The organism is Prauserella isguenensis, assembly GCF_014191605.1.
In the GTDB taxonomy this organism is placed as follows: domain Bacteria; phylum Actinomycetota; class Actinomycetes; order Mycobacteriales; family Pseudonocardiaceae; genus Prauserella; species Prauserella isguenensis.
Genome location: NZ_JACHWU010000001.1, coordinates 293,203 through 313,315, shown reverse-complemented (window position 1 = coordinate 313,315; position 20,113 = coordinate 293,203). Strand labels below are relative to the sequence as shown.

Annotated in this window: 21 protein-coding genes; 15 read left to right on the top strand and 6 right to left on the bottom strand. The window is 71.3% G+C overall.

All coding sequences use genetic code 11. From position 1 onward, the window contains the following. Positions 1-199 precede the first annotated feature (199 nt). Entirely contained in the window at positions 200-1,732 is a 1,533-nt protein-coding gene (locus tag FHS23_RS01440) for a bifunctional uroporphyrinogen-III C-methyltransferase/uroporphyrinogen-III synthase (protein ID WP_183646488.1), read from the top strand. Between the two features lie 176 nt (positions 1,733-1,908). Here FHS23_RS01440 and FHS23_RS01435 read toward each other — a convergent pair whose 3' ends face one another. After that, positions 1,909-3,033 (bottom strand): M20 family metallopeptidase, encoded by a 1,125-nt coding sequence (locus FHS23_RS01435; protein ID WP_183646485.1) that lies wholly within the window; start codon positions 3,031-3,033, stop codon positions 1,909-1,911. Between the two features lie 142 nt (positions 3,034-3,175). On the opposite strand from FHS23_RS01435, the gene hemB reads away from it, so the two are divergent. The 11 genes from hemB to FHS23_RS01380 all read left to right on the top strand — a co-directional run bounded on the left by hemB (position 3,176) and on the right by FHS23_RS01380 (position 13,972). Then, positions 3,176-4,156, top strand: coding sequence for a porphobilinogen synthase (hemB, locus tag FHS23_RS01430; RefSeq protein ID WP_183646482.1), 981 nt, complete (start codon positions 3,176-3,178; stop codon positions 4,154-4,156). 210 nt (positions 4,157-4,366) lie between these two features. After that, a complete protein-coding gene (locus tag FHS23_RS01425; RefSeq protein ID WP_183646479.1) occupies positions 4,367-4,885 on the top strand; it encodes a hypothetical protein in 519 nt (172 codons plus the stop codon). Positions 4,886-4,895: 10 nt separating this feature from the next. Further along, positions 4,896-5,393, top strand: a complete 498-nt coding sequence (locus tag FHS23_RS01420) for a hypothetical protein (RefSeq protein WP_343053563.1) — start codon at positions 4,896-4,898, stop codon at positions 5,391-5,393. Continuing rightward, a complete protein-coding gene (locus tag FHS23_RS01415) occupies positions 5,386-5,853 on the top strand; it encodes a hypothetical protein (protein ID WP_183646476.1) in 468 nt (155 codons plus the stop codon). The genes FHS23_RS01420 and FHS23_RS01415 overlap by 8 nt, the downstream gene beginning before the upstream one ends. 126 nt (positions 5,854-5,979) lie before the next feature. Beyond that, positions 5,980-7,302, top strand: coding sequence for a glutamate-1-semialdehyde 2,1-aminomutase (hemL, locus tag FHS23_RS01410; protein ID WP_183646473.1), 1,323 nt, complete (start codon positions 5,980-5,982; stop codon positions 7,300-7,302). Further along, positions 7,299-7,928: a histidine phosphatase family protein gene (locus FHS23_RS01405; RefSeq protein WP_183646470.1), complete on the top strand. Its 630-nt coding sequence runs from the start codon at positions 7,299-7,301 to the stop codon at positions 7,926-7,928. Before hemL ends, FHS23_RS01405 begins: the two co-directional genes overlap by 4 nt. Next, positions 7,925-8,533 (top strand): TlpA disulfide reductase family protein, encoded by a 609-nt coding sequence (locus tag FHS23_RS01400; protein ID WP_183646467.1) that lies wholly within the window; start codon positions 7,925-7,927, stop codon positions 8,531-8,533. Before FHS23_RS01405 ends, FHS23_RS01400 begins: the two co-directional genes overlap by 4 nt. Positions 8,534-8,693: 160 nt before the next feature. Further along, positions 8,694-9,452, top strand: a complete 759-nt coding sequence (locus FHS23_RS01395) for a cytochrome c biogenesis CcdA family protein (RefSeq protein ID WP_183650573.1) — start codon at positions 8,694-8,696, stop codon at positions 9,450-9,452. After that, positions 9,449-11,203 carry a cytochrome c biogenesis protein ResB gene (gene resB / locus FHS23_RS01390; protein WP_343053562.1) on the top strand — a complete coding sequence of 585 codons (1,755 nt, stop codon included), beginning with the start codon at positions 9,449-9,451 and terminating at the stop codon, positions 11,201-11,203. Before FHS23_RS01395 ends, resB begins: the two co-directional genes overlap by 4 nt. Before the next feature lie 12 nt (positions 11,204-11,215). Then, entirely contained in the window at positions 11,216-12,229 is a 1,014-nt protein-coding gene (gene ccsB, locus FHS23_RS01385; RefSeq protein WP_183646465.1) for a c-type cytochrome biogenesis protein CcsB, read from the top strand. A 270-nt stretch (positions 12,230-12,499) separates the two neighbouring features. Next, the gene (locus FHS23_RS01380) at positions 12,500-13,972 is read left to right on the top strand and encodes a MinD/ParA family ATP-binding protein (protein ID WP_425501099.1); all 1,473 of its coding nucleotides are present in this window, start codon (positions 12,500-12,502) and stop codon (positions 13,970-13,972) included. 106 nt (positions 13,973-14,078) lie between these two features. On the opposite strand, the gene FHS23_RS01375 is transcribed toward FHS23_RS01380, so the two are convergent. Beyond that, positions 14,079-14,318, bottom strand: a complete 240-nt coding sequence (locus FHS23_RS01375) for a hypothetical protein (RefSeq protein ID WP_183646462.1) — start codon at positions 14,316-14,318, stop codon at positions 14,079-14,081. A gap of 130 nt (positions 14,319-14,448) precedes the next feature. Continuing rightward, positions 14,449-14,658, bottom strand: coding sequence for a BldC family transcriptional regulator (locus tag FHS23_RS01370; RefSeq protein WP_183646459.1), 210 nt, complete (start codon positions 14,656-14,658; stop codon positions 14,449-14,451). Positions 14,659-14,872: 214 nt separating this feature from the next. Between FHS23_RS01370 and FHS23_RS01365 the strand changes: the two genes are divergently transcribed. Genes FHS23_RS01365 through cds1 form a run of 3 tightly spaced genes read left to right on the top strand, consistent with a single transcriptional unit; the run spans position 14,873 to position 16,863 of the window. Continuing rightward, positions 14,873-15,349 (top strand): Lrp/AsnC ligand binding domain-containing protein, encoded by a 477-nt coding sequence (locus tag FHS23_RS01365; protein ID WP_183646456.1) that lies wholly within the window; start codon positions 14,873-14,875, stop codon positions 15,347-15,349. 3 nt (positions 15,350-15,352) lie between these two features. After that, entirely contained in the window at positions 15,353-15,790 is a 438-nt protein-coding gene (locus FHS23_RS01360; RefSeq protein WP_183646453.1) for a DUF4229 domain-containing protein, read from the top strand. After that, the gene (gene cds1, locus FHS23_RS01355) at positions 15,787-16,863 is read left to right on the top strand and encodes an L-cysteine desulfhydrase Cds1 (RefSeq protein ID WP_343053560.1); all 1,077 of its coding nucleotides are present in this window, start codon (positions 15,787-15,789) and stop codon (positions 16,861-16,863) included. Before FHS23_RS01360 ends, cds1 begins: the two co-directional genes overlap by 4 nt. A 105-nt stretch (positions 16,864-16,968) precedes the next feature. Here cds1 and FHS23_RS01350 read toward each other — a convergent pair whose 3' ends face one another. The 3 genes from FHS23_RS01350 to FHS23_RS01340 form a co-directional block, all read right to left on the bottom strand. Then, the gene (locus FHS23_RS01350; protein WP_183646450.1) at positions 16,969-17,841 is read right to left on the bottom strand and encodes a 1,4-dihydroxy-2-naphthoate polyprenyltransferase; all 873 of its coding nucleotides are present in this window, start codon (positions 17,839-17,841) and stop codon (positions 16,969-16,971) included. 54 nt (positions 17,842-17,895) lie between these two features. Further along, a complete protein-coding gene (menE, locus tag FHS23_RS01345) occupies positions 17,896-19,113 on the bottom strand; it encodes an o-succinylbenzoate--CoA ligase (protein ID WP_183646447.1) in 1,218 nt (405 codons plus the stop codon). 69 nt (positions 19,114-19,182) lie between these two features. Further along, on the bottom strand, positions 19,183-20,106 hold the full coding sequence (locus tag FHS23_RS01340) for a 1,4-dihydroxy-2-naphthoyl-CoA synthase (RefSeq protein WP_183646444.1): 924 nt from the start codon (positions 20,104-20,106) through the stop codon (positions 19,183-19,185). Positions 20,107-20,113 lie beyond the last annotated feature (7 nt).

Below are 20,113 nucleotides of genomic sequence, written 5' to 3'. Positions count from 1 at the left end.
GCGTTCGCTTCCGCTCCGGCGGGAACCCAGCGGGCGTCGGGTGCGTGGCCGACGCCTGCGGCCGCGTGGCCGCAGGAGCACGCAGGCAACGCGTAACGGACGTGACATTCGCGTCGGGAACGCCAGAGAACCGCAGAAGACAAGTACGAGTTCGGCCGCCGGCCTCGGTGCGGCCGCTGCATGAGGAGAGACGAAGCACATGACCCCCCCAAGCAAGACCACGGGGCGCGTCGCCTTCGTGGGCTCGGGCCCCGGTGACGCGGGACTGCTCACGGTCCGCGCCCAGGAGCTGCTGGCCAAGGCCGACGTCGTCGTCACCGACCCGGACGTCCCGGCGGGCGCGCTCGCCTACGCCCGCGAGGAGGCCGAGGCACGTCCCGCGGTCGGTGAGCCGGGGGACGTCGCCAAGGACCTGGCCACCGAGGCCGAGTCGGGCCGCGTGGTGCTGCGTCTCGTCGCGGGAGACCCGCTGACGCAGCCCGCGGTCGTGGCCGAGGTGCAGGCCGTGTCGAAGACCGAGGTCGTGTTCGACATCGTGCCGGGCGTCGCGCCCAGCACGGCCGTTCCCGCGTACGCGGGCCTGCCGCTCGGCGGCACGCACACCGAGGTCGACTTGACCCGCGACGTCGACTGGAAGGGCGTGGCGCAGGCGCAGGGCCCGATCGTGCTGCACGGCACGTCCAGCCACCTCGCCGAGGCCGCCTCGCAGCTGATCGACAACGGCATCCCCGCCGAGACGCCTGTGGCCGTCACGTCGAACGGCACCATCAACACGCAGCGCACCGTGGAGACGACCCTCGCCTCGCTCGGTGCCGATGCCGGTGAGCTCGCGGGCTCGCTGATAGTCACGATCGGGTCGATCGTGTCCGACCGTAAGCAGCTGTCGTGGTGGGAGTCGCGCGCGCTGTACGGCTGGAAGGTCCTCGTGCCGCGCACGAAGGACCAGGCGGGGGACATGGCCGAGCGGCTCCGCAGCCATGGCGCCACCTCGCACGAGGTGCCGACGATCTCCGTCGAGCCGCCGCGCAGCCCCGCGCAGATGGAGCGCGCCGTCAAGGGTCTCGTCGACGGCCGGTTCCAGTGGATCGTGTTCACCTCGGCCAACGCGGTGAAGGCCGTGCTGGAGAAGTTCACCGAGTTCGGCCTCGACGCCCGCGCGTTCGCCGGCGTGAAGATCGCCTGTGTCGGCGAGGCGACGGCCGAGAAGGTGCGCTCCTTCGGCATCCAGCCGGAGCTCGTGCCCGAGGGCGAGCAGTCGAGCGAGGGCCTGCTCAAGGAGTTCCCGCCGTACGACGACGTGCTCGACCCGGTGAACCGCGTGCTGCTGCCGCGCGCCGACATCGCCACGGAGACGTTGTCCGCCGGGCTGACCGACGCGGGCTGGGAGGTCGACGACGTGACCGCGTACCGCACGGTGCGTGCCGCGCCGCCACCCGCCGAGACCCGCGAGATGATCAAGACGGGCGGGTTCGACGCCGTGTGCTTCACGTCGTCGTCCACCGTGCGGAACCTGGTCGGCATCGCGGGTAAGCCGCACGCCCGCACGCTCGTGGCGTGCATCGGCCCGAAGACGGCCGAGACGGCGACGGAGTTCGGCCTGCGCGTCGACGTGCAGCCCGAGACGCCGAACGCCGTGGTGCTCGTCGACGCCCTCGCCGCCCATGCGGCGAAGCTGCGCGCCGAGGGCGCCCTGCCGCCGCCGAAGAAGGCCAAGCGCACCCGCCGCTCCTGAGCGTTCGCACCGAGACGCCCCGTCGCACCACCCGTGCGGCGGGGCGTCTCGCCGTGTGTGCCCGTGTTGTCGTTTCCGGGGGCCGTGTTGCAGCTCCCGGGGCTCGTGTTGCGGCTTCGGGGGACCGTGTTGCGGACCCCGGGCCGCCACTGCAGGACACGCGGGTCAGAGGCGCGTCATGTTTCGCACCACTGGGTCGCGACGCGGCGGATGATCTCCTCCGACTCGCGGAGTTTGGCGATCGACACCCACTCGTCGGTGACGTGCGCCAGCTCGGGTTCGCCCGGGCCGCAGACGACGGTCGGCACGCCGCCCAGCGCCGGCGTCAGCACCGACGCGTCCGTGAAGTACGTCGCCGCCCGCGGCTCACCGCCCTGCGACGCGCCCGTGACGTCGGCGGCGATCGCGGAGACGGCCGCGGCCCAGTCGTCGGCGGGGTCGGTCCACACGGCGGGCAGGTCGACGAGCGGCCCCACGGACGCATCGTCGCCGACCCTGGCCTGCAGATCGTCGGTGATCGCCGCGTGGTCCTGTCCTGGCACGGTGCGGATGTCGACCGTCGCGACCGCCGAATCCGGCACCGAGTTCGTGTTCAGCCCGCCGTGGAAGGTGCCGACGTTGAGCGTCGGCGCGCCCATCGCCGGATGCGCCTGTTCGGTGAAGGCGAACCCCTCGAACGTCCCCACCGCGCGGGCGAGCTTGTAGACGGCATTGTCGCCCAGGTGCGGCATCGACCCGTGGGCGGTCACGCCCTCGGCGCGCGCGGACAGCCACAACGCGCCCTTGTGTCCGTGGAAGACGGCATTGCTCGTGGGCTCGGCGATCAGCAGCGGACCCGACGGCCTGCCGCGCAGTGCGTCGAGGGCGCCCCGCGCACCGTGCGAACCCGTCTCCTCGGCGGCCGTGAGCACGAGGCGCAACCCGGCCCGCGGCGCGCGAGTCGAGGTCGCGACACCGACCGCGGCGCACACGATCGCGGCCACTCCGCCCTTCATGTCCGTCGTGCCGCGGCCGTACAGCCGGTCGCCGTCGGGCTCGGCGCGGAACGGGTCGCGGGACCAGTCGGCACCGCCCAGTGGCACGGTGTCGACGTGCCCGGACAGGCACAGCGGCGGCGCCGTGGCATCGGCGTGCCACTCCGCGATCAGCGTGCCGCGGCCCGGTTCGTGCTCGACCGTCCTGACGTCGAAGCCCGCGTCCTCCAAGTGCGGCGCCACCACGGCGAGAGCGTGGTTCTCGTCGTGGTCGATGGTGTCGACGGCGACGAGTTCTCGGGTGAGGCTCAGCACGTCCGGGCTCATGACGATGTCCTTCCGCTGGGGCGGTGTCTCCTGTAGTGGGGCGGTGCTTCTCGTGGGGTCGTGTCCGTGCGCCGGGTGCAGCGGGACCTCGGGGTCTTGCCGCCCGTCAGGGTAAGCGCCCGCGCGGGAGTACGGTGTCGATGTGTTTCCCGAGCATCGCCCACGCAGGTTGCGGACCACGCCGGCCGTGCGCCGGCTCGTCAGTGAGACCACGCTCCGCCCACGTCAGTTGATCCTGCCCATGTTCGTGTCGGAGGAGGCCGACGCCGCGGGCGCGCCGAAACCGATCTCGAGCATGCCCGGCGTCGTGCAACACACCCGGGACTCGTTGCGTGAGGCGGCGGCGAAGGCGGTCGACGCCGGTGTCGGCGGGCTGATGCTGTTCGGCGTTCCGTCCACACGCGACTCGGTCGGCTCGGGCGGGACGGCCGACGACGGCGTTCTCAACGTCGCGCTGCGGGATCTGCGGTCAGACCTCGGCGACGACACGGTGCTGATGGCCGACACGTGTCTCGACGAGTTCACCGACCACGGCCACTGCGGCGTGCTCGACGACGCAGGCGGGGTCGACAACGACGCCACGCTCGAACGCTACGCCGAGATGGCACTCGCCCAGGCGCGCGCGGGCGCACATTGGCTCGGGCCGAGCGGCATGATGGACGGTCAGGTCGGCGTGATCCGGCGTGCGCTCGACGACGCCGGGTTCTCCGACGTGAGCATCCTGGCCTACTCCGCGAAGTATGCGAGCGCGTTCTACGGGCCGTTCCGCGAGGCCGTCGACTCGCAGCTGCAGGGCGACCGCAACACCTATCAGCAGGACTCCGGCAACGTCCGCGAGGCGCTCCGCGAGATCGAACTCGACCTCGCCGAGGGCGCCGACGCGATCATGGTCAAGCCTGCGCTGTCCTATTTGGATGTCATCAGGGCGGCGGCTGAGGTGTCGTCGGTGCCGGTCGCGGCGTACAACATCTCGGGTGAGTACGCGATGATCGAGGGCGCCGCCGCGAACGGCTGGGTCGACCGGCAGCGCACGATCCTCGAGGTGCTCACGTCGATCCGCCGGGCGGGCTCGGACATGATCCTCACGTACTGGGCCGCCGAAGCCGCCACCTGGCTCGACTGAAACTCCCACCGGCCCCCGGTGCGCAACTGCAACGCTCACGGCCCGTGATGGCTCCTTCGGCGTTGCGGGGTGGCAGCGGGTGGTCGGTCGGGGACGTGCCTGCGCGGCGCGCCGGCACCGGTTCCGGCGTGCCGCCTGTGCGGCGCGTTCATCCGTCGCCCGGTCACCACCCCTGAACCTCCCGGCGCACGGCACCTAGTCTCTGGGGGCATGAGCGAAGCCGACGAAAGCGACGACCAGCGGCGGGCCCGCGGTCTGCCGCCCGCCCCGCACCTGCCCGGCGACCCCGACCCGGATCGGCCCGAGCCGCCGAAGCAGGTCAACACCGGGTTCGGGCTGATCGTGGCCGCCTCGGTGGTGCTGGTCCTGGCTTTCGTGCTGGAACTGCTCCGCAAGGACGAGTTCGCCGAGCAGCTGATCGCACAGAACACCGACGAGAACATCACCAATGCCCAGATCGCTTCGGGCGTCGAATCGTTGCTGTGGGCACTCGTCGTCGGTGCCGTCGCGGTCGGCGGCCTGATGGTGCTGTTCGCCTGGAAGGCCCGGCAGGGCACCCGTTCCGCACGCACCGTCGTGACCGTGCTCGTCGTCGTGACAGCCCTGTTCTCGCTGCTCGGCGGCGGCTACACGGTGATCGGCGCGGTGCTGCTCGCGCTCTGCGGCACGGCGCTCATGTACCTGCCCAGCGTCGATCCGTACTTCCCGAGGGTGAGCAAGAACCGGTGAGGGTGGCGACGTGAGCGGCAGCGACAAGGCCGACGCCGACGCAGCGGGCGACGCCGGTGCGGCGGACGTCGTCGTCCACTACGCCGAACCGGGGGCGACGTTGTGGCGACTGGGTCTCGGTCCGGCACTGGCGGCGCTCGGGTTCGTCACGGAGCTGATCCTCGGCCAGCCGCCGCACTGGCTGATGTGGATCATCACGGGTGTCGGCCTGCTGTGCCTGAACGGGGCGTGGGTGTTCGCGCGCCGCAAGTTCCTGCGGGTCCGCGTCACCGACACGGAGCTGGTGCAGGGCACGGAGACGCTGCCGATCGCCGACATCGCCTCCATCCTCACGCGGGAGCCGGGGCCCGGTACCCGCGTGCTCGGCGGCGGCCAGACCGTGCCGCGCCGGTTCGAGGGTGTCGAGCTCAAGCTGCGCAACCGCAAGCACGTGCTGGCGTGGTCGCAGGACTCGGAGACGTTCACGGCGGCGCTGCGGACGGCCATGCGAAACTCACGCCGTGACTGAATCCGCGGATCGCACCGCCACCGACTCCGCCGCGCCGGCGGCTCCGGCCGGGGCCGCGGCGACGCGCACGCCCACGTCCGGCGACGGCAGCCGGGCAGGCGCGGGCCGCGGCAGGCTGCACCGGCCGCGCCGGATCGCCGTCGCCGTCGTCGAACTCGTCGTGGCCGCGGTGGCCGTGTGGGGAGCCTTCCTGCTGTGGGGGTCGGCGATCCGCGACGTCACCGTCCACCTCGACGACGGCAGCACGCTGACCTCCCGCGTCTACGAGGGAGACCTGATCGGGCTCGCCGTCGCGCTCGGTGCGCTGGCGGCGGTGCTGGTCATCGACGCCGTCCGCCAAGTGATGCTCGGTGTCGCGGCCAAGGGCAAGAAGCCGAGGAAGCGCAAGCGGCCCGCCGACGACCCCGACGACCCCGACGACGTGGACGCCGACCACGCCGCGGCGCGCACGGCGCACTGACGAGTCCACGACGGGCAGCCGAACCGCCGCGTGAGCCCCGGGCGACCCGCTCGCGGACATGCCCGCGGTCACTCCCGGCCGGAGGCAGTCGTCGCAGGCCGTGGCCGTTTTGCGAGACTGGCGTGCGTGACAGGTGGCAAGAGCACGGTCGAGAAGTCCCAGTCCTGGTTCCGGCGGGCCGCCGCGGCGACCCCCGGTGGCGTCAACTCCCCGGTGCGCGCGTTCGCATCCGTCGGCGGTGACCCGCGATTCGTGGTGAAGGCCGACGGTCCGTACCTGTGGGACGCCGACGACAACCGCTACGTCGATCTCGTCTCCTCGTGGGGGCCGATGATCCTCGGGCACGCCCACCCGGCGGTGGTGGAGGCGGTGCGCGACGCCGCGTCGCGCGGCCTGTCGTTCGGCACCCCGACCACCGGTGAGGTCGAACTCGCCGAGGAGATCATCGGCCGCGTCGAGCCGGTCGAGCAGGTGCGCCTGGTCAACTCGGGCACCGAGGCGACGATGACGGCGATCCGCCTCGCCCGCGCGTTCACCGGCCGCGCGAAGATCGTCAAGTTCGCGGGCTGTTATCACGGCCACGTCGACGCGCTGCTCGCCCAGGCGGGGTCGGGTGTCGCCACGCTGGGCCTGCCGACGTCGCCGGGTGTGACCGGCGCGCAGGCCGCCGACACCGTCGTCGTCCCGTACAACGACCTCGACGCCGTGCGGAAGGTGTTCGCCGAGAACCCCGGAGACATCGCCGCGGTCATCACCGAGGGCGCGCCCTGCAACATGGGCGCCGTGCCGCCCGCCGAGGGCTTCAACGCCGCGCTGCGCGACATCGCCCACGAGTCCGGCGCGCTGCTCATCGTCGACGAGGTGCTCACGGGCTTCCGTGTGTCGCCTGCCGGCTGGTACGGCCTCGACGGGGTCGCGGGCGACCTCTACACGTTCGGCAAGGTCATGTCCGGTGGGCTGCCCGCCGCGGCGTTCGGCGGCCGCGCCGACGTGATGGCCAAGCTGGCGCCGATCGGGCCCGTCTACCAGGCGGGCACGCTCGCCGGTAACCCCGTGGCCGTGGCCGCGGGCCTGACGACGTTGCGGCACGCCGACGCGTCGGTCTACGAGAAGCTCGACACCAACGCCGGGCGGATCGCCGCCATCCTCGGCGACGCGCTGTCGGCCGAGGGGGTCACGCACACCGTGTCGCAGGCGGGCAACCTCGTGACCGTCTTCTTCGGCGAGCGTCGGCCGACGAACTTCGACGAGGTCGCCGCCACCGAGACGTGGCGCTACGGGCCGATGTTCCACGCCTTCCTCGAGGCGGGCGTCTACGGCCCGCCGAGCGCGTTCGAGGCCTGGTTCGTCAACTCCGCGATGGACGACGCGGCGTTCGAGGTCATCGAGGCCGCCGCCCCCGCAGCCGCCCGTGCCGCCGCGTCGGCGACCCCGCCGGAGCCCGCATGACCACCACGGTCGTCCACCTGCTGCGGCACGGGGAGGTTCACAACCCCGAGGGCATCCTCTACGGCAGGCTGCCCGGCTACGGACTGTCCGAGCGGGGCAGGCAGCAGGCGGTCACCGTCGCGCAGGCGCTGAAGCCGCACAACCTCGTGCGCGTCGTGGCCTCGCCGTTGCAGCGCGCACAGGAGACGGCCGCCCCGATCGCGGGCGGGCACCGGCTCGACGTCGTCACCGACGACCGCCTCATCGAGGCCGACAACGCGTTCGAAGGCCTGCGGGTCAGCGTGGGCGACGGTGCGTTGCGCAGGCCGGAGCACTGGTCGAAGCTGCGCAACCCGGTGCGTCCGTCGTGGGGTGAGCCGTACGTCGACATCGCGCGCCGCATGCTGGGCGCCGTGTACCGGGCACGGGCCGCCGCGGAAGGCGGCGAGGTGCTGTGCGTGTCGCACCAGCTGCCGATCTGGACGGTGCGGCGGTTCCTCGAGGGCAAACGGCTGTGGCACGACCCGCGGTCCCGGCAGTGCTCACTGGCGTCGCTGACCAGTCTCGTGTTCGGTGAGGAGGAGCTCGTGGACATCGTCTACAGCGAACCCGCAGGCGCGACGGATCCGATGGTGACCGGGGCATGAGGGGGCGCGGCAGGGGCAGGTCGCTCGGCACCCGGCTGGCGGCCGCCGTGCTCGCCGGCGGACTGGCCCTGACCGGGTGCAGCACGGGTGACAGTTCCGCGGCCACGTCGTTCAACTTCGTCGCGCCCGGCGGTAAGACCGACATCACCTACACCGGTGCCGACCGGCAGCAGATGCCGGAGGTCAGCGGCGAGGACCTGTTCGATGCGGACAAGCGGATCTCGAGCGAGGACTTCCGCGGCAAGGTGCTGGTCATCAACATCTGGGGCCAGTGGTGCGGCCCGTGCCGCACCGAGGCGCCGGAACTGCAGGACGTGTATGAGCAGACGAAGGACGACGGTGTCCGCGTGCTCGGCATCGACGTGCGCGACTTCGATCGTTCTGCACCGCAGGACTTCATGCGCAACCGTGGCCTGACGTACCCGTCGATCTACGACCCGTCAGGGCGGTCGCTGATCGGGCTGACGGGGTATCCGCGCAACGTCGTCCCGTCGACGATCATCGTCGACAAGCAGGGCCGCGTCGCCGCCGTCTACCTGCGTGACCTGCTCGCGAGCGACATCCTGCCGGTCGTCCGCGACCTGGCGAAGGAGCCCGACTCGTAGCCTGCCGCGCCGGGCCGAAGCCCCCGGGCGGGCCGGGCCGCGGGGTCTGGTGCCGGAGAGAGTGACGGGCGCCGCATTCTCGCAGGTGGAGGCAGGGGGCGGCGATTTAACACCGACCCCATTCCCTAGTCTGGGTGTCGTGAATGCGACCGAGTTGGCGATGTCCGGGCCGCTGCTGCTGGCCGCAGCCGTGGCCCTGCTGGCCGGCACGATCTCGTTCGCCTCGCCGTGCGTGGTGCCGCTCGTCCCGGGCTACCTCGCCTACCTCGCCGCGCTGGTCGGCTCCGACGCCCCGGCGGTCGACGCCGCCGAGGCCGACGAGAAGCCGAAGCGCGGCAAACGTTCCGTCGTCGGCGCGACCGCACTGTTCGTGCTCGGCTTCACCGTGGTGTTCACGGCCGGTGTCGGCAGTCTCGTCTGGCTCGCCGACGCCCTGCTCGTGAACGCCGAGACGCTGCAGCGCATCGGTGGCGTGATCACGATCTTCATGGCGCTCGTGTTCCTCGGCCTCGTACCGGGGCTGCAACGGGAGGTGCGGTCGCACCACGTCCCGCGTGCGGGGCTGTGGGGCGCGCCCGTTCTGGGCGCCGTGTTCGGCCTCGGCTGGACGCCGTGCATCGGGCCGACGCTGTCCGGTGTCCTCGCCATCTCCGCGGCCAGCGGCAGCACCGGCGCGCGCGGGTTCCTGCTCGTGCTCGTCTACTGCGTCGGGCTGGGCCTGCCGTTCCTGCTCATCGCCGCCGGCACGAAATGGGCCGTGTCGGCGACGGCGTGGCTGCGCCGCAACGGCAGGCGGGTGCAGCTGTTCGGCGGCGGCCTGCTGCTCGTCGTCGGCATCATGCTCGTCACGGGCCTGTGGACGGAGCTCACGTCGTGGCTGCGGGACGCCTTCATCACCGACACGAGGTTGCCCCTGTGACCCCAGCGCCGTCCGAGCAGACCGACGAGGCCGCCGACAAGGCCGCTCCCTCATACCGCACGACACCGTTGCGCAGGGCGTGGGCGTTCGTCCGCAACACGTGGCGCGGACTGACGTCGATGCGCACCGCGCTGATCCTGCTGTTCCTGCTCGCCGTCGCCGCGCTGCCGGGCGCGCTGCTGCCGCAACGGTCGGTCAACGAACGCAACGTCAACGGCTACCTGGACGAACACGGCTGGTGGGGCAGCCTGCTCGACAGCCTCCAGATGTTCGACGTCTACTCCAGCGTCTGGTTCTCGGCGATCTACCTCCTGCTGATGGTGTCGATCATCGGCTGTCTCGTGCCGCGGACCTCGGACTACCTCCGCAGCATGCGGTCCAAGCCGGTGCTGACGCCGCGCAACCTGCGCCGGTTGCCGCACCACGAGCGGGTCGAGACCACCGACGACGTCGACACCGTCATGGCCACCGCGCGCAAGCGCCTGCGCGGATGGCGCGTCGCCGAACGCGAGGAGGCGGGCGGCGCACGCAGCATCAGTGCCGAACGCGGCTACCTGCGCGAGACCGGAAACCTGCTGTTCCACTTCGGCATGCTCGGCGTGATCATCTCGTTCGCGGCCGGTGCGCTGTACTCCTACGAGGGCCAGGTCGTGGTGCTGGCCGACGGTTCGGAGTTCTGCAACTCCGGTATCTACAACTACGACGCGTTCGAACCGGGCCTGCAGGTCGACGGCACGCAGCTGAACCCGTTCTGCGTGCGCGTGAACAACTTCGACGCGGAGTACCGAGGCGGCCAGCCCGTGGCCTACGAGGCCGACATCGACTACCAGTCCGGTGAGGACCTGCAGACCGGCACGTGGCGGCAGCACCACCTCGAGGTCAACGAGCCGCTGCGCACCGCGGGCGACCGGTTGTACCTGCTCAACCACGGTTACGCGCCGACGTTCAGGGTGACCTTCCCCGACGGGCAGAGCCGTACCCAGACCATCCAGTGGCGGCCGGTCGACCAGCAGACCTACCTGTCCGAGGGCGCGACCAAGTTCGAGGAACCGGGCATCACGGACCCGGCGAAGCGGCGGGAACGGCAACTCGCGGTGACGGGCCTGTTCGCGCCGACACCGTCGATGCACGGCAACATCCTGTCGTCGGCGGGGCCGCAGCTGAACGACCCGCAGGTCGCGGTCGACATCATGCGCGGCGACCTGGGGTTCAGCTCGGGGCGTGGACAGTCGATCTTCGAGATCGACCAGTCGATGGTCGACGCGGGCAGGCTCGAACGGGTCGCGCGCGAGAACCTCGAGGTCGGCCAGTCCCTCACCCTGGACGACGGCACGCAGGTGACGTTCGACGGCGTGGAGCGGTTCGTCGCGCTGCAGGTCTCGCACGATCCGCTGCAGAACTGGGTGCTCGTGTCGGCGATCGTGATGTTCACCGGTCTCGGGGCGTCGCTGTTCATCAAGCGGCGCAGGCTGTGGGTGCGCGCCACGCCGGTCGATGCGCCGGCGGCCGGCGGTGCCGCCGCCCATGACGAGGGCGCTGCCGCTGCCGACGAGGGTGCTGTCCCCGGTGACGAGGCTGCTGTCGGTGATGAGGCCGTCGGTGACGTGACCGCGGGTGACGGCACCGCGGGTGACGCCACGCCCGAAGAACGACGTACCGTAGTAGAAGTGGGCGGGCTCGCCCGCACCGATCAAGCCGGGTACGGCGAGGAGTTCACGCGCATCGCCGCCGACCTCCTCGGCCGGAAGTAGAAGGGCCTGGAGATGCCGGTCAACGAGACGTTGTCGCAGTACAGCGACTGGTCGTACACCACATCCGTCGTCATCTACATCCTGGCGATGGTGTTCTTCCTCGTCGAGCAGTCCTTCGGCCGCCGAGGCAGGCAGGCCGCCGAGCGCACCCGCAACCGTGAACTCGTCGGCGCCGCCTCCGGAACCCGCACCACGGCCTCCGGAATCGACAACACGGGCCCCGGAACCCGCAACACGGGCACCGAGAACGGCGACACGGGCGGGGCGCCGACGCGGGCGGAGCGGTTCGGCCGCATGGGTATCGCGCTCACGCTGCTGGGGCTGCTGCTGCACGCCTCGGCGCTCGTGCTGCGCGGGCTCGCGACGAGCCGCGTGCCCTGGGGAAACATGTACGAGTACGTGATGATCACGTGCTTCGTCGCCGTCACGGCCTGGTTGGTGCTGCTGCGCAAGCACCCGGTGCGGCACCTGTCGATGTTCGTGCTGCTGCCGAACGTGATCCTGATGTTCATCGGCGGTACCTGGCTCTACGCCGTCGCCGCGCCGCTGCAGCCCGCGCTCCAGTCGTACTGGCTGATCATCCACGTCGCGGCCGCCGCGGCCTCGTCCGGCGTGTTCCTCGTGCCCGGTGTCGCGAGCATCTTCTACCTGATCAAGGCGCGTAACGAGAGTCACCCGGAGAAGTTCGCGAAGTTCGCGGCGAAGCTCCCCGCGAAGGACGTGCTCGACCGCGTCGCGTACCGGACGACGGTCTTCGCGTTCCCGGTCTTCACCTTCGGCGTGCTGTGCGGAGCGGTCTGGGCCGAAGCCGCGTGGGGCCGGTTCTGGGGCTGGGATCCGAAGGAGACGGTCGCGTTCATCGCGTGGATCGTCTACGCGGCCTACCTGCATTCCCGTGCCACGGCGGGGTGGCGCGGGAACCGTGCCGCGGTCATCAATGTGATCGGTTTCGCAGTGACGGTGTTCAACCTGTTCTTCGTCAACCTCGTCACCACCGGCCTCCACTCGTACGCGGGAGTTGGCTGACGGAACCGTCGGGTGCCGGGTAGCGTCGCACCTGGTACGACGACCATGCGAAGGATTGAAGCGGTGACCGCAGCGAACGACCCGAACGGGCAGGAACCGCAGAAGCCTCATGGGGCGCACCACCTGCATGACGCCGCGGACGCGGCGCGTGACGTCACGGATTCCACCGCGGCTCCGATGGATCCGGCGCCCGCGGACCCGTTGAGTGCGCCCGACAGCCCCGAGGTGACGCAGCGCGTCAGCCCGCCGCAGCCGCAGCAACCCGGCTCCGTGCCGTCGGGCGAGGAGACCCGGCCCGCAGTGCACTATCCGGCCCAGCAGCCGTACGACCCGAACCTGCCACCGCTGACGCCGGACCAGACGACCGGAGACGGTCAACAGGCGCAGGCGGCGGCGTACCAGCAGTACGCGCAGTACTCCCAGTTCGCCCAGCACGACGCGGGCCAGGGGCAGCCGCCCCAGCAGCCGGCTCGGGGGCAGCCGCACCACGACCAGGCCCACCCCGGCCAGCCCCACCCCGGCCAGCCCAACCCCGAACAGCCGCAGTACGAGCCTCCGCAGTACGCGCAGCCGCCGGAGGCGCCACGCGAGTCGTACGCCCAGCGGTACTTCGAGGGGCAGCCCGGCCAGTTCGGGGCGCCGCAGCAGTCGCAACAGCCGCAACAGCCGCAGGGCATGCCGCCGCAGGGGCAACCGCAGCATCCCCAGCAGCCGCCTCCGCAGGCTCAGCACCCGCAGCAGGCGATGCCGCAGGGACAGCAGCCGGGCGAGCAGGGCCTGCCCCCGTTGCCGCAGCCCCAGCGCTCCGCACAGGGCTCGACCGACCTGGCGGGCAACAGCCTCGTGAAGCAGACCAAACGGCCGCCACGGTCGGGCTGGCGCAAGGCCCTTTACGTCGGCACGGGCAAACTCATCAATCCCGGCGAAGGTCCCGCCGACCGTGCGGAACGGGACCTGACCGCGCGGGTTCAGCAGCCGCTGCGCGGGTGCTACAAGATCGGCATCCTCAGCCTCAAGGGCGGCGTCGGGAAGACGACGACCACGACGACGCTCGGGTCGACGTTCGCGTCGCTGCGCGGTGATCGCGTCATCGCCGTGGACGCCAACCCCGACCGCGGCACGTTGGCGCAGAAGATCCCGATCGAGACGACGGCGACGGTGCGTCACCTGTTGCGGGACGCCGACCGCATCACGCGCTACAGCGATGTGCGGGCGTACACGTCACAGGGCGGCAGCAGACTCGAGATCCTCGCCAGCGAGCAGGACCCGGCCGTCTCGGAGGCGTTCTCGGAGAACGACTACCGCAGGGCCGTCGACCTGCTCGAGCACTTCTACAACATCGTGCTCACCGACTGCGGCACCGGTCTGATGCACTCGGCCATGAAGGGCGTGCTCGACCTCGCCGACTCGCTGGTGATCGTCTCGTCCGGTTCGGTGGACGGGGCGCGGAGTGCCTCGGCCACGCTCGACTGGCTCGACGCGCACGGCTACGGCGAACTGGTGCAGCGCTCGATCACGGTGATCAACTCGGTGCGCCCGAAGTCCGGGTCGGTCGACCTCGACAAGCTCACGGCGCACTTCTCGGCCCGCACGCGCGGCGTCGTGAAGGTGCCGTTCGACCCGCACCTCGAAGAGGGCGCGGAGATCGACCTGGAGCGACTGGACAAGGACACCCGCACCGCGCTGCTGGAACTGGCGGCCACCGTCGCGGACGGTTTCGCCATGGACCGCATGGCCCACTAGAGGCCGGGCACGCGAACAGACGGCGAGCCCGCGGCGGGGATCACGCGAAACGCGACATCGGCCGCGGCCCATCCGGACGGACGGGCCGCGGCCGATGTCGCGTCAGCTACTTGGTGTCGTCCTCGTCGGGCCGCTGGGGGTCGGGGCGCTGAGGGTCGGGCCGCTGGGGGTCGGGGCGTTTCGGCTTCTGTTCACCGAGCTTGCGCAGGAACTCCGGGTCGTCGTCCGGCGCGACCGGGCTGGCGCGATTCGGCCGCGCGCCTGCGCCGACGCGCTCCTGGCTCAGCAATCGCCACACCACGACGGAGATCGTGATGGCGCCGACCACCGCGAGCAAATACAGCATGCCCGCTCCTTCCCATGGGCTGACTGGTACCAGCCTAACCCGTCGGTGCGAACCGCCGAGCCGCAACGGGCGATCCGGACACACCGTCGCGTTCCCGGCGGGTGCGCCCCGCGCTCCCGCGAGGCGGACGTCAGGAGTGCTGTGGCCCGCCCGGGTCGGTGGTCAGCTCTGCGAGCAGCTCGTTGACCTCGGCTTCCCGGAACCGGCGGTGTCCACCCGGGGTGCGGATGGAACCGATCCGACCCGCCGTGGCCCAGCGCGTCACCGTCTTCGGATCCACTCGGAACAATGCGGCGACCTCACCGGGGGTGAGCAGCCGTCCTCCTGTGGTTGCGGTCACGAATCCGCCTCCTTTGAACCACCGTCGATGTCTGTCCAGATGCAGGACTGTTCCGTAATCGTTGCACTCCGCCCGTCGGGTACTCGAACGGTGTTTGCCGAGTAAAGAGGAGGTAATGGACAAACGGGCCGGTTCGGACATTTGCCCAGGTCGTGGTGTTCCGGCGGCCAACCCGGGCGGGCGCGTCGTGTGGGGCGGCCGTTAACTTGGCGGCGTGGACCGTCTCGACCGCCAGATCATCGCCGCCCTCAGGGAGAACGGCAGGGCGACGTACGCCGACATCGGCAGGACCGTGGGACTGTCGCCGTCGTCGGTGCACGAACGCGTCGGCAAGCTCGAGGCCGCAGGCGTCATCACCGGCTACCACGCGACGGTCGACCCGCGCTCCGTGGGACTCGGCGTGACCGCGCTCGTCGGCATCCAGCCCACCGACACGGGGTCCAACAACGAGATCGCCGACGAGATCGTCGAGCTCCCCGAGGTCGAGAGCTGCTACGCCGTGGCCGGTGACGAGGCGTTCGTCGTCAAGGTGCGCGTGGAGACCGTCGACGAGCTGGAGCACGCCCTCGGCAGGCTCCGCCGGATCGACGGCGTCGCGCGCACGCGCACCACCGTCGTGCTGTCCACCCGGCTCGAGGGCAGGCCCAACAACCGTTTACTCGACTCCGACGACGACGGCGTAACCTCGTAAAACGTGAACGCACCAGCATCTTCGGCCTCCTCGGCCCCGCCACACCTGGGGCGGGACCTGACGCTGTACCTGCTCGCGCGGTTCGCGCTCGTCGCGGTGATCGCCGCGGTGCTGACGCTGGTCGGCGTGCCGCTGTTGGTGGCCCTGCTCGTCGGCCTGGTCGTCGGTCTGCCGCTCGGCATGCTGTTGCTGCGTGGTCTGAACACCCGTGTGACCGCCGCACTGGCCGAGCGGAACAAGCACCGCGCCCGTGAGCGTGCGCGGCTGCGTGCGGAACTGCGCGGCGACCGCCTCGACCCCGAATCCACCGGAGCCGCCGCGAAGGCGGACGCGGATGCCGACGACAGCGCCGACGACACCGGCTCCGGGGACGGCGCCGACGACACCGACTCCGGGGACGGCGCCGACGACGACAGCGGCCCCGGGAAGGCCCGCGAGTGACGGCGGCGCCGGCACCTCGCGAGTGGGTGCGGGAGGCGATCCGCATCATCGAGGCAGACGCCAACCGCTCCGCGGACACACACCTCCACGTCTTCCCACTGCCGCCCGAGTGGGGCATCGACCTGTATCTCAAGGACGAATCGGTCCATCCGACCGGCTCGCTCAAGCACCGCCTCGCCCGGTCGCTCGTGCTGTACGGCCTCGTCAACGGGCAGATCGGCCCGGACACGACGTTGATCGAGGCCTCCAGCGGCTCGACGGCCGTGTCCGAGGCGTACTTCGCGCGGATGCTGGGCCTCGACTTCGTGACGGTCGTCCCGCGCAAGACCAGCCAGGAGAAGATCGACCTCATCGAGTTCTACGGCGGGCGCTGTCACTTCGTGGACGTGCCGGTCGCGATGTACACCGAGGCCGAGCGGCTCGCCTCCGAGTGCGGCGGGCATTACCTGGACCAGTTCACCTACGCCGAGCGGGCCACGGACTGGCGGGGCAACAACAACATCGCCGAATCGGTGTTCGCGCAGCTGGAACTGGAACGGCACCCGGTGCCCTCGTGGATCGTGGTCGGCGCGGGCACCGGCGGCACGAGCGCCACGTTCGGCCGCTACGCGCGCTACCGCCGGTACGACACCCGCATCGCCGTCGTCGACCCGGAGAACTCGGCCTTCTACGGCGCCTGGGAGACCGGCACCCGTGACTACTCCACCGGCATGCCCTCGCGCATCGAAGGCATCGGACGGCCGCGGGTGGAACCGTCGTTCGTGCCGGAGATCATCGACGACATGATCCCGGTGCCGGACGCGGCGTCCATGGCGGCCATCCGGTTCCTGCGGGAGCGCACGGGGCACTGGGCGGGCGGCTCCACCGGTACGAACCTGCACGGCGCGTTCGCGGTCATCGCGCGCATGCTGGCCGCGGGGGAGCAGGGCAGCGTGGTGACGTTGCTCTGCGACGGCGGCGAACGCTATGCCAACACCTACTACGACGACGCCTGGATCGCCGAGCAGGGTTTCGACCTCGAACCGCACCTGAAGGCCCTGCACCGCTTCCTGGACACCGGCCGGTTCTCGTAGACGACCGGCCACGCGCCTTGGGTGCCTTGGGGGCATCGGCCAGTACGTGAGCTGTTCCCGTGGCGTGCCCGATCCCGCGTAACCCGGCCTCGCGTCGGGTTCCGCTCAGGAGAAGGCGAGCGAGACGCCGGCGAGGACGGCCCACGCGAGCATCGCCAGTCCCGTGTCGCGCAGTACCGGCACGAGGTCCAGGCCGGTGCGCCCGCCCACGACCACGCGCACCGGTTTCATCAGCAACAACGTGGCCGCCAGGGCGATGAACGCGAGCGGGTGCGCCAGCCCGACGGCCACCGTCACCAGCACCGACACCGCGGCCAGTGCGACGTACAGCCAGCGGGAGCGGGTGTCGCCGAGCAGCACCGCCAGGGTGCGCTTGCCGGACTCGGTGTCGGTGGGAATGTCGCGCAGGTTGTTGGCCACGAGCACCGCCGACGACAACGCGCCGACCGCGATCGCGCAGCCGAGCGCCGTCCAGTTCAGCGTGCCGGCCTGCACGTACACCGTGCCCAGTACCGCGGCGAGCCCGAAGAACACGAACACGGTGACCTCGCCGAAGCCCTTGTAGCCGTACGGGGAGCGGCCACCGGTGTAGAACCACGCCGCGGCCAGGCACATGCCGCCCAGCAGCAGAAGCCGCCAGTGGCCGGTGGCGACGACGAGCGCCAGTCCGAACACCGCGGCCGTGGCCAGGCAGCTCACGGCGGCCGTCAGCACCTGGATCGGCGGCGCCGCCCCGGAACCGACCAGTCGCAGCGGGCCGACGCGGTCGGCGTCGGTGCCGCGGATGCCGTCGGAATAGTCGTTGGCGAAGTTCACGCCGATGATCAGCGCCAGCGCTACCAACAGCGCCAGCAGCGTCCGCCACCACGAGAACGCCCCCAGCTGGGCGGCCACGCCCGCACCCGCGAGGACGGGTGCGACGGCGTTCGGCAGCGTGCGCGGACGTGCGCCTTCGATCCACTGTGCGACTGTCGCCATGCCCGCATTCTTTCGCGCCCGGTGTGCGCCCCTGTCAGCAGGCGGGGAGGCGGCTCAGTCGTCGAAGACGGCGCGGACCGCGGCGCGGTCGACCTTGCCCGGGCCGATCAGTGGCAGCTCCGGCAGCTGCCGCACCAGCTTCGGTACGGCGGCGCGGCCGAGACGGTCCCGGACGAGCGCGCGCAGTTCCTCCTCCAGGGCCTCGGACCGCTGCCCTTCGGCACCGGAACCGGCCGGGTCGTCGGCGTCGGTCGCGGCCGGTTCCGGGACGATCACGGCGGCGATCCGCTCTCCCCACTCGGCGTCGGGCAGGGCCACGACACAGGCTGCACGGACCTGCGGGTGTGCCGTCAGCGCGGCCTCGACACCTGCGGCAGGCACCTTCACCCCGCCGGTGTTGAGCATGTCGTCGAGCCGGCCGAGCACGGCGAGGGTGCCGTCGTCGTACAGCGCTCCGACGTCGCTGGTGCGCAGCCACCCGTCGGCGGTGAACGCGCCGGAGGTGAGGTCGGGGCGCAGCCGGTAGCCGTGGCTCAGCATCGGGCCCGCGAGCTCGATGCGGTCGCGGTCGCCGAGCCGGACCGACACGCCTTCGAGGGGAATCCCGTCGTACACGCAGCCGCTCGCGGTCTCGCTCATGCCGTACGACGACACGGCGCGTACGCCCGCGTCCGCAGCGCGCCGGGAGAGCTCGTCGTCGAGCCGGGCGCCGCCGAGAACGATCGCGTCGTAGGCCGCGGCCGCCTCCACCGCCTCGGGCCCCGCGGCGAGCAGCCGGGCGAGCTGGGTGGGCACGAGCGCGGTGTAGTACGGCCCGTCGGCGTACGGCCCGGGTGCGTCGCGCAGCTGCCGGGTCGCGGCCGTGAACGCGTCCGGGTCGAAACCGTCGGCGATGTCGAGCGTCACCGGGTCGACCCCCGCGAGGCGCGCGCGGGTGAGCACCTGCAGCCCGCCGACGTAGTTGGCGGGCGTGGCGAGCAGCCAGCGACCGGGGCCGCCGAGCCGGGCGTGCGTGGCGCGGGCCGACGCCAACAGCGCCGACGCGGACAGCAGCACGCCCTTGGCCTCGCCGGTCGACCCGGACGTCGGGATGATCACCGCCGTGTCCGGTTCGATGGGTTCGCCGGGAGCCATCGCCTCGCGCAGGCTCTCGACCTGCGGATGGCGCGGATCCAGCGGCAGCAGCGGCTCGCCGCCGTCGAGTGCGTCCTGCAACGCCTCGTCGAGCTCGGCGACCGACGCGGGCGAACCGTCCGTGAACACGACCTGCACCGCACCAGCGTAGGCCCCGCCGTCGCGGTTCGTGATCACCCGCCGTCGCCGAGGTGTCGGTGCGCCGCGTCAGTAGTAGTACGGGTGGTCGGTCCAGTCGGGGTCGCGCTTCTCGAGGAAGGCGTCCCTGCCCTCGACCGCCTCGTCCTGCATGTACGCCAGCCGCGTGGTCTCGCCCGCGAACAGCTGCTGGCCGACGAGGCCGTCGTCGATCAGGTTGAACGAGTACTTGAGCATGCGCTGGGCCGTGGGCGACTTGCCGAGCGTCTTCAGGCCCCACTGCAGGGCGGTCGACTCCAGCTCGGCGTGCGGCACGGCCTTGTTGATCGCACCCATCGTCTCGGCGTCCTCGGCGCTGTAGGCCTCGCCGAGGAAGAAGATCTCCCGCGCCTTCTTCTGCCCGACCTGCCGCGCCAGGTAGGCCGAACCGAAGCCGCCGTCGAACGAGCCGACGTCGGCGTCGGTCTGCTTGAACCGGCCGTGCTCGGCCGAGGCGAGTGTGAGGTCGCACACCACGTGCAGCGAGTGCCCGCCGCCCGCGGCCCAGCCCGGAACCACCGCGATGACGACCTTCGGCATGAACCGGATCAGCCGCTGCACCTCGAGGATGTGCAGCCGCCCCGCGCGTGCCGGGTCGACCGTGTCGGACGTCTCCCCGCTCGCGTACTGATACCCGGACCGACCCCGAATACGCTGGTCACCACCGGAGCAGAACGCCCAGCCGCCGTCGGACGGCGACGGCCCGTTGCCCGTGATGAGCACGCAACCGACGTCGGAGCTGGTCCGGGCGTCCTCCAGCGCGCGGTACAGCTCGTCGACGGTGTGCGGGCGGAACGCGTTCCGTACCTCCGGCCGGTCGAACGCCACGCGGACGACGTGCTTGCCCGAGCGGCTCTCGGTGGAACGGTGGTAGGTGATGTCGGTGAAGTCGAAGCCCTCGACGGGTGTCCACGAGGCCGGGTCGAACAGTTCGGATACCTGGGTGTCATGCACGCCTGGG